Annotated in this window: 5 protein-coding genes; all 5 read left to right on the plus strand. The window is 60.4% G+C overall.

What is annotated here, in order from left to right:
- Positions 1-93 precede the first annotated feature (93 nt).
- Complete coding sequence (locus tag H0V78_02040) at positions 94-1,353, plus strand: hypothetical protein (protein MBA2350592.1); 1,260 nt, start codon at positions 94-96, stop codon at positions 1,351-1,353.
- A gap of 194 nt (positions 1,354-1,547) precedes the next feature.
- Entirely contained in the window at positions 1,548-3,446 is a 1,899-nt protein-coding gene (locus tag H0V78_02045) for an AMP-binding protein (GenBank protein ID MBA2350593.1), read from the plus strand.
- A gap of 49 nt (positions 3,447-3,495) precedes the next feature.
- On the plus strand, positions 3,496-5,226 hold the full coding sequence (locus H0V78_02050; GenBank protein ID MBA2350594.1) for a thiamine pyrophosphate-binding protein: 1,731 nt from the start codon (positions 3,496-3,498) through the stop codon (positions 5,224-5,226).
- A 153-nt stretch (positions 5,227-5,379) separates the two neighbouring features.
- Positions 5,380-7,899 (plus strand): TauD/TfdA family dioxygenase, encoded by a 2,520-nt coding sequence (locus H0V78_02055; protein ID MBA2350595.1) that lies wholly within the window; start codon positions 5,380-5,382, stop codon positions 7,897-7,899.
- The coding region (locus H0V78_02060) for a non-ribosomal peptide synthetase (GenBank protein ID MBA2350596.1) at positions 7,896-8,893 on the plus strand (998 nt) is incomplete at its 3' end. The genes H0V78_02055 and H0V78_02060, both read left to right, overlap by 4 nt.

Consider the following 8,893-nt stretch of genomic DNA (forward strand, 5'->3'; position numbering starts at 1 on the left):
GCCGAAGCAGTCCCTCTCGACTCTGCCGCCAGGGGTGAAAAGGGGGGTGAAGGAAGGGACGACGGGAAGATCGACAGCGCAGACAGCGCAGAATTGCGCGACTTCCTCCAGCACAGACTGCCCGACTACATGCTGCCGTCAGCCTTCGTCATGCTCGATGCCCTCCCCTTGACTGCCAACGGCAAGCTCGATCGCAAGGCACTGCCGGCGCCGGAGTATCAGTCGCAGGAATCTTTTGTGGCGCCGCGTACGCCGTTGGAAGACAAGCTCGCGGGCATCTTCACCGAAGTGCTGAAAATCGACCGGGTCGGTATTCACGACAACTTCTTCGAGCTGGGGGGGCATTCGCTGCTCGTCATGCGGCTTATCGCCGAAATCGAAAGCGCGCTCGGCCAGCGTTTTTCGGTCGCGACGGTGTTTCAGTCGCCGACCATTGCCCGAATCGGCGCTCTGGTGCAAACGGGCGAAGCGACCGACCAGTGGGAGATGCTGGTGCCGATCAATCCCGGTGGCGATACGCCGCCGCTTTTTACCGCGTTTGTCGGGCTCGCAACCGAATTGCGGGTTCTCGGCCGCGAACTCGGCGCAGCCCAACGTTTCTACGGGATCAGCGCGCAATGCTGCGATCCGAAACGGGCCCCGCTGACCACTATCGAAGAACTGGCGGCGTGCTACCTGAACGAAGTGCGCGCGCTGCAGCCGCATGGTCCGTATTATCTCAGCGGCGAGTGCGTCGGCGGCGTGGTTGCACTGGAAATGGCGCAACAATTGCGCGCGTGCGGTCAACGCGTCGCCATGCTGGTATTGCTGGACGCCCCGCCGCCGCCCGCGTTGATGAACGCGCGCTGGCCAGAGCGTAAGCGCGATGCGCGCAAACAGCCCGAGCGTGCGCTTTCGCGGAAACTTCTCGATCTGCTGAAGCGGCCGATCGGTTCGGCGATGCGCGTTGCGAAGCGAATGGTATTCCGGATGTGTGTGCGCTTTCGTCTGAGCTACTCGCATGAAGCCTGGGATGACTATGTCCTCGATATCCAGAACCGCGCCAGAACAAAATACATCCCGCGTGCCTATGCCGGCAAGGTTTCGTTTATCTGGGCTACCATCGGGGCCAATCTGGAGAGGGACGCGCGATACGAACAAGCCTGGCGCATGGTCGTTGCGGACAGCGAGCATCACCGGCTTGCGGTCAAGCACGGCACGATGTTCCGCGAACCCGAAGTAAAGCTTCTCGCCGGGCAGATGAAAATCTATCTTGCCGAGGCGCGAGCAGCGCAAGCGTGGCTGGCCGGGTCGCCCGCCCGTACGTCGCAGGGCCAGCAGCCGGAAGCGCGGGTTGTGGCGCGCATGAGCTGACTTTTCGATGCGAAATTACCGGACCCCCGATGCGCTGCATTCCCCATTGCTTCGCCCTCCCCTTACGCCCTAGCTGAAAGGGAAGCTGCAACATCACTTCATCGCCTCAATGATAAACATCGAGACGCGCCGACTCTCGCTTGACGCTGGTTGCCAGACCCCGCGTTTGGGTACGCGAGAGCAAAGGAATCACCATGTTCGATGATCGCGGGGGAGCGTTGCTGGCCAGGCAGACGCAATCTCTGTCGGCTTTGTTGCACGCCGGCCAGAGCGACGAAGCGCTCGCGATAGCCGCGCCCGAACGCGAACCGCTGACTTACGGCGGGCTGCGCAGGCAGCTTGCTTACGTCCTGCAAAGCCTGCGCGAGATCGGCTTCTGCCGCGGCGACCGCATTGCGCTGGTGTTGCCGAATGGTCCGGACATGGCGGTCGCCTTCCTCGGCGTCGCCGCCGCCGCTGCCGCGGCCCCGCTGAATCCCGGATACCGTGCCGAAGAGTTCGAGTTCTATTTGCGCGACCTGAATGCCAGGGCGCTCATCGTTCAGGCCGGCTTCGATTCGGCGGCGATCGCAGTCGCGCGCCAGCGCGGTTGCGCGATCGTTGAACTCACCGCAGCCAGACCCGCCGGCGCATTCACCCTGTGCTGCAATGGCGCGGCAAAATCCGTCGACGCGATCGCGCCACTCGACGACGAGGTCGCCTTGCTGCTGCACACCTCCGGAACGACCTCGCGGCCGAAACTGGTTCCGCTATCGCAATCGAATTTATGCGTTTCGGCAATCAATATTCGCGACGCGCTCGCCTTGACAGGCAGCGATCGCTGCCTGAACGTCATGCCGCTGTTCCACATTCATGGTCTGGTGGGCGCGCTCTTGTCTTCGCTCGCCGCCGGCGGCAGCATCGTTTGCGCGCCCGGCTTCGACGCGCCGCGTTTCTTCGAATGGATGCAGGAACGCCGTCCAACCTGGTACACGGCGGTGCCGACCATGCATCAGGCGATACTCGCGCACGTACGCGACAAAAGTAGCGCCCGCGCCATCATCGCGCGCAACAGACTGCGCCTGATCCGCTCGTCGTCCGCCGCATTGCCGGCGTCGGTCATGGCCGAGCTCGAAGCGGTTTTCCAGGCGCCGGTGATCGAATCCTATGGCATGACCGAGGCTGCGCATCAAATGGCGAGCAGCCCGCTGCCGCCGCGGACACGCAAACCGCGCTCGGTCGGTGTCGCCGCGGGTCCGCGGATCGCGATCATGGACTCGGCCGGCGCGCAACTCGCGCAAGGTGAAACCGGCGAGGTCGTGATTCGCGGCGGCAACGTCAGCGCCGGATACGAGAACAATCCCGAAGCCAACCAGGCGAGCTTCACAGACGGCTGGTTTCGCACCGGCGATCAGGGTTATCTCGACGCCGAAGGCTATCTGTTCCTGACCGGGCGGCTCAAGGAAATCATCAATCGCGGCGGCGAGAAAATTTCGCCGCGCGAAATCGATGAAGCGCTGCTCGAACACCCGGCGATCGCGCAGGCAGTCGCGTTCGCGCTGCCGCACCCGACGCTCGGCGAAGATATCGCCGCGGCAGTGGTGCTGAAAGAACAAAATTCGACTTCCCCGCAAACCATCCGCGAATTCCTGTTCCAGCACCTGACCGACTTCAAGGTACCGAGCCAGGTCGTCATCGTGCCTTCGATTCCCAAGGGCGCGACCGGCAAACTGCAACGCATCGGCCTCGCCGACAAGCTCAGTGAATATTTGAGGGAAACGCCCACCGCGCCCGGAAACGAAATCGAACAGGCCGTCGTGGACATTTTTGCCGAAGTCCTGAAGATCGAGAACTTCGGCGTTCACGATAATTTTTTTGCGCTCGGCGGCGATTCGTTGCGCGCGACCCAGGTTATGGCGCGCGTTTTCGCGGTATTTGGCGTCGATCTGCCGAACGTCGCCATGTTCCGCCAGCCGACGGTCGCCGAACTCGCGGGGGAGCTTGCCAGGTTGATCGAGAACCTGGATGAGCCATCGCCCGAAATTCTCGCCGAAATCGAACATCTTTCTCCGATCGAGATCGAGCGGCTGCTCGCCGATGAGGTCGGAAAATGACGCGGCAGCAGCAAAGGGGGCGGCGCCCGCAGTGCGACAGGATCGATCGATGACGGATAACAAGACCGACTCACGGGACGACTGCGCCTTGCCTCAAACCACGCCGCTCCCCGACCGGCGCATCCTGCTCGCGCAAAAGCTCAAAGCCGGCCAGGTCGATGGCCACTCGTTGGTCGCGCTCGGTTTGCGAAGGCTCGGCGTTACGCACGTTTACGGCATCTCGGGCACGCCGGTGCACGAAACCCTGGCGGAGTGCGCCAAGAGCGGATTGCGGGTCGTCGGCGTGCGCCATCAGCAAGCGGCCGCCATGATGGCCGCTGCCCAGAACTACGTGAGTGGCCGGCTGGTGGCGGCCGTCATCCTGTCGGCCGGCCCGGCGATCACCAACGCTGCGACCGGCATTCTGGTCGCCTTCGATAACGGCTGGCCACTGCTTGTCCTGGGCGGCAGGCGGCCGCTGCACATGCGCGAGATGGGCTCGTTTCAGGAACTCGATGGCGTCGCGATTTTCCGGTCCATAACCAAGTTTGCCGGTTTGATCGATGCCACCGGTAAGATCCCTGAATCTCTCGCGCATGCGTGTCACGTGGCGAGTAGCGGCGCACCTGGTCCGGTCTATCTCGACGTGACCGAAGAAGCGCTGCAAAAAAGCGCGATTGCCGAGCAGGTCAATTGGCCGCAGCTGCAAGTGTGGGCACAGCCCATCGATGCAGTCGCGCTCGCGCAAGCGGCCGACATCCTTACGAATGCCGAACGTCCCGCGGTCATCATCGGCGACGGCGTTCGCTGGTCCGAGCCTTTCGCCGAGCTTGAACAATTGATCGCTCGCCTGAACGCACCGTTCATCACTTCGCCGATGGCCCGTGGCTTCCTGCCCGACGACCATCCGTTGTGTTTTAACGCCGCGAGGTCGCTGCTGCTTGCGACCGCCGATGTCGTACTCGCTTTGGGCGCAAAACTCGACTGGACTTTTCGCTACGGCGCTGAAATCGCGCGGGGGGCAAAACTCATTCGATTGGGAATAGCCCGCGAGCATATCGATTTGAATGTGCAGCCGACGGTGGGCGCGGTTGGCGATATCAAACGAAGCTTGCAGCACCTGCTCTCGAAGCTCGACCAGCGGCTCGGCAAGCCGCATGTCGCAAACGATGGGTGGCGCGCGTCGCTCGCCGCGAAACGCGAGGCAAGCTTCGACCGGTGGAAAGCACCCGCGCAGTGCGACCTTCATCTGATGACGCCGCAGCATCTGATCCTGCAAATTCGCGACGCGATACCGCGCGATGCCATTTGCGTGATCGATGGCAACGTCATCATGGAAACAGCGCAGCAACTACTGCCGAACTATCGACCTGTATCCCGCTTCACGCCCGGAGCCAACGGCTGCATGGGTACCGGTGTTCCATTCGGGATCGGCGCCAAGGTCGCATGCCCCGAGCGCCCGGTGGTCGTGATTAGCGGCGACCTCGCATTCGGACTGAGCGTAATGGAAATGGAAACCGCGGTCAGGCTGAATATCCCCATCATCGTCATCATCGCGAATAACGACGGCAATGCCGGCGCAATCTTTCAACAAAAATTCTACGGCGACGCCCACCCGGATCGCGTGACCATGTTCGCGCCGGACATTCGCTATGACCAGATCGCCAAGGTTTTTGGCGGTCATGCTGAACACGTCGAACGCATCGAACAGCTCCGACCCGCTTTCGAGCGCGCGCTCGCTTCGGGCCGGCCGGCGTGCATCAACGTCAAAGTCGACCAGTATTCGCCTTTGCCGAGATAGTCGCCACGGGCCAACGACCGGAATAGAATGATCGCTACATGACGACAGCGCGAAAGGCTCGCGCGATTGCTGCAGACCTTCGCGTCGTGCATAGCGGCCGACACTTCCGCAAGTATAGTATGCGAATGTCATACTTTGCGGACTGATCAGAGCATGGCGCACTTTTCCGTAACGCACAAGCTTCTCCTTGCCAAAATTCTGGCGGCAAAGCGAATCCATATTTCTGCACGTAAGAGAGAGATTCCGCGAAGGAGCGCGTCCGGCGCTGCGCCCCTGTCTTATGCTCAGGAACAATTATGGTTTACCGACCAGTTGGAGCCGGGAACGCACGCCTACAACATCGTGCGCGCAATGCGCCTCAAGGGGAGGCTCGATGTCGTCGCACTTGAGCGCAGCCTGAATGAAATCGTTCGCCGCCACGAAGTTTTGCGCACGACGTTTATTGAGGTTGAAGGCGCTCCGGTTCAGGTGATCGCCGCACAAATGACGCTGACGCTGGCGACCGTCGACTTAAATCAGCTTCCCGAGAGCGAACGCGAGGCCGAGATCCGGCGCGCGGCGAGCGAAGAGCTTCGGCGGCCGTTCGACTTGGCGCGCGGTCCGCTGCTTCGGATGAGCCTTTTGCGCCTGAGCGCGGAAGAGCATGTGCTGTTACTAACGATGCATCACATCATCAGCGATGGTTGGTCGCGCGGCGTGGTCTTTAATGAACTTGAAACACTTTACGGGGCTTTTGCGAGCGGGCGGCCTTCGCCGCTGGCCGAGTTGCCGATCCAATACGCGGATTACGCGGTGTGGCAGCGCGAACGTTTTCTGGCCGGGGCTTATGAGCGGCATTTAACTTACTGGAACGAGCGGCTGGCGGGCGCTCCCATGCTGCGGCTGCCAACCGACAGGCCCCGCCCGCCAGTGCAGAGCTTCCGCGGCGCAGCGTGCACCGTGCCGCTTTCCGAGACGCTATCGGCTCAACTCAAGGCGCTGAGCCAACGCGAAGGAGTCACGCTATTCATGACGCTACTGGCGGCGTTTCAAACGCTGCTCGCGCGCTATACACAGCAGGACGACATCGTCGTCGGAACCGATGTCGCCAATCGCAATCGGCTCGAAATCGAAGGACTGATAGGCTTCTTTATCACTCATGTCATCCTGCGCGCCGATTTATCCGGCAATCCGGATTTTCTTACGTTGTTGAAGCGCGTGCGACAGGTCGCTGTGGACGCTTTCGCCCACCAGGATGTCCCGTTCAGCAAACTTGTTGAAGCGCTGAAACCGGAGCGTAGCCCGGGTTATGCTCCGTTATTCCAGGTCTTATTCGTCCTACAGAATATGCCCGGGCAAAATCTCAGGCTCGCCGGGCTCACGCTGAGTGAGCTGCAGCTCGACGTTCAAACGTCAAAGTTCGATCTCGCGGTATTTGTTTATGAGACCGGGCGCGGAATCGTCTCGAATTGGGTATACAAAACAGATCTTTTCGACGCCGCGACCGTCCGCCGCATGGCGGGGCATTACGAAACTCTGCTTGGAAGCATAATCGAGCAGCCGGATGCGCCGCTGAGCACTTTGGAAATGTTGACTGAACCTGAGAAGAAAGCGAAAGCTATGGAAAGAGAAGAACGGCAAAGTACACGAATTAGAAATCTGAGGGGCGCCACGCGCAAGCGTGTCAATCTCGCCCAGGTCGCGGAGATAAAAACCGGCTATCTGGAAGCCGAAGAGACGCTCCCCCTCGTGATAGAACCGGCGCTTGCCGATATCGATGCGGTCGGTTGGGCTGGCAATAGTCAGGCTTTGATCGAATCGCATCTGTTGGAACACGGCGCAATATTGTTCCGCGGCTTCGACGTGACGTCAGCCGCCGAATTTGAGCGATTCGCCTCGGCGCTCTGCCCGCAGTTGTTCGGTGAGTACGGCGACTTGCCGCGCGAGGGCGTCGCAGGCAAGGTTTACGGTTCGACGCCGTATCCGGCCGATCAGGCTATCCTGTTTCACAATGAAAGCTCGCACATGCATCGCTGGCCGACGAAGATCTGGTTCTTCTGCATTAAATCCGCCGAGCAGGGCGGCGAGACGCCGATCATCGACTGCCGCAAGATCTACCGCCAGCTCGATCCGAAGTTGAGACCGCGCTTCGCCGACAAGAAGCTCATGTATGTCAGAAACTATGTCGGAGGGCTGGACGTCGATTGGCAAACTTTTTTCCATACCATCGAGAAATCGGTGGTCGAAGACTATTGCCGCAAAGCCGGACTCGGCTTTGAGTGGACCCACGATGGTACGTTGAAGACGCGCCAGATTTGCCCAGCGATCATCGCCCATCCCCAAACCGGCGAAATGGTATTTTTTAACCAGCTGCAATTGCACCATATCTCGTGTCTCGATGCCGCCGTGCGCGACTCGATGCTGTCGCTATTTGGCGCGGAAGACTTGCCGCGCAATGTTCTATACGGCGACGGTACGCCGATCGAGAACTCGGTCATGGATGAAATCGGCGCGCTTTATCGCGAGATCGCGGTCAGCTTTCCCTGGCGCGAGAACGACATCCTGATGCTCAACAATATGCTCGTTTCGCATGGCCGCAACCCCTACGTCGGCGCACGAAAAATCGTGGTGGCGATGGGCGAAATGTTCAAGCTTGAGAATCTTTCGTCCGAGGCGGCGACGGCTTCGACATGAACGACAGCGGGCAGGACGCCGTTCTGGAAGGCAGTCGGCTTTCTCCGCAGCAAAAGCACGTCTGGCTATCGCAGCAGGCGAATCACGATCAGCCTGTTCTTGCCCAATGCGCGCTCAGGCTCACCGGGGCTCTCGACACGCAAGCCTTGCAACAGGCGTTGCAGAAGATCATCGACCGCCACGAAATCCTGCGGACCGGGTTTCATCGTCGCCCTGGAATGAAAACCGCGTATCAGGTGATTGTCGAACACGCCGAGCCGGTTTTACGCACTGTCGATCTGACCGGCCGCGACGCCAGCGAACAAAAATCCAGTTTTGATGCTCTCTGGCGCGAGGAGCGCGAGCGGGCTTTCAATCTGAGCGAAACCTCACCGCCGCGCCTGACGTTACTGTCCTTGGCGCAAGACGAGCACGTATTGCTGATCGCCGTGCCCGCGCTTTGCGCTGATCCGCGGACCTTCCACAATCTGGCGCGTGAAATCAGCGGCATCTACGGTTGGCAAGGCGAGCAGTCCGAAGTCGAGCTTTTGCAGTATGCCGATTATGCCGAATGGCAGCATGAGTTACTCGAGGCAGACGACGAACATGCGCAAACGGGAAAGGCCTATTGGCAAGCTTTAACATCCTTGCCGAATCTCAGGCTTCCGTTCGAAAACGAGCCGGCAAGGCAGGTATTCAAACCCGACTTTCTGGATTTGGATCTTGCTACGGAGCTTGTAGAAGGGCTTGAGGCGACCGCCCGCAACGAACAAACCTCTGCCTCCTCTGCCTTCACGATGTTGTTGGCGTGCTGGCGGATCCTGCTATATCGATTAACCGCACAGCCCGACTTCCCCATCAACGTCCTCTGCGACGGCCGGGAATACGAAGAACTGCGCGACGCCCTCGGCTTGTTCGCTAAGAATCTGCCGGTCCGCTGTATTTTAACGGACCGCCTGAGCTTCACTGAAGTCTTGCGCGAAACCGAACGCGGCCTGCACGCGGCGCGTGAATG

The organism is Burkholderiales bacterium (assembly GCA_013695435.1).
Classification (GTDB): domain Bacteria; phylum Pseudomonadota; class Gammaproteobacteria; order Burkholderiales; family JACMKV01; genus JACMKV01.